The following is a 606-nucleotide window of genomic DNA, read 5'->3' as shown; positions in this document are numbered from 1 at the left end:
CTCGGGCTGGGGGTGGACGTCGATGATGACGCCGTCGGCGCCGACGGCGATCGCGGCGCGGGTGAGCGGCAGCACCAGGTCGCGGCGGCCGCCGGAGTGGGAGGGGTCGACGATGACCGGCAGGTGCGACAGCCGCTGGGCCACCGGCACCGCGGCGATGTCCAGGGTGTTGCGGGTCGCGGTCTCGAAGGTGCGGATGCCTCGCTCACACAGCACGATGTCCAGGTTGCCGCGCTGGGCGATGTACTCGGCCGCCATCAGCCACTCCTCGATGGTGGCGCTCATCCCCCGCTTGAGCATCACCGGCCTACCGGCCTCCCCGACCGCCTGCAGCAACGCGAAGTTCTGCGCGTTACGGGTACCGACCTGCAACATGTCGGCGTAGGAGGCGACCAGCTCCACGTCATGGGCGTCCACCACCTCGGTCACCACCGGCAACCCCGTCTCGGCCCGCACATCGGCCAGGATCCGCAGCCCCGCCTCACCCAGCCCCTGGAACGCGTACGGAGAGGTACGCGGCTTGAACGCACCCCCACGCAACAACGTCGCCCCCGCCGCCTTGGCCATCCGCGCCGCCGCCAGCGTCTGGTCATGCGTCTCCACCGC

The 606-nt window shown here is 71.1% G+C and carries 1 protein-coding gene; it reads right to left on the bottom strand.

Features of this window, described 5'->3' with window-relative positions; genetic code table 11:
• Positions 1-606, bottom strand: a 606-nt coding sequence (gene aroF, locus PYR91_RS36345) for a 3-deoxy-7-phosphoheptulonate synthase (protein ID WP_279787572.1), incomplete at both ends; no start/stop codon positions are given.

The organism is Sphaerisporangium sp. TRM90804, from assembly GCF_029846175.1.
In the GTDB taxonomy this organism is placed as follows: Bacteria; Actinomycetota; Actinomycetes; order Streptosporangiales; family Streptosporangiaceae; genus Sphaerisporangium.
The sequence above is the reverse complement of the archived record's forward strand: the minus strand, read 5'-3'. Positions and strand labels throughout refer to the sequence as shown.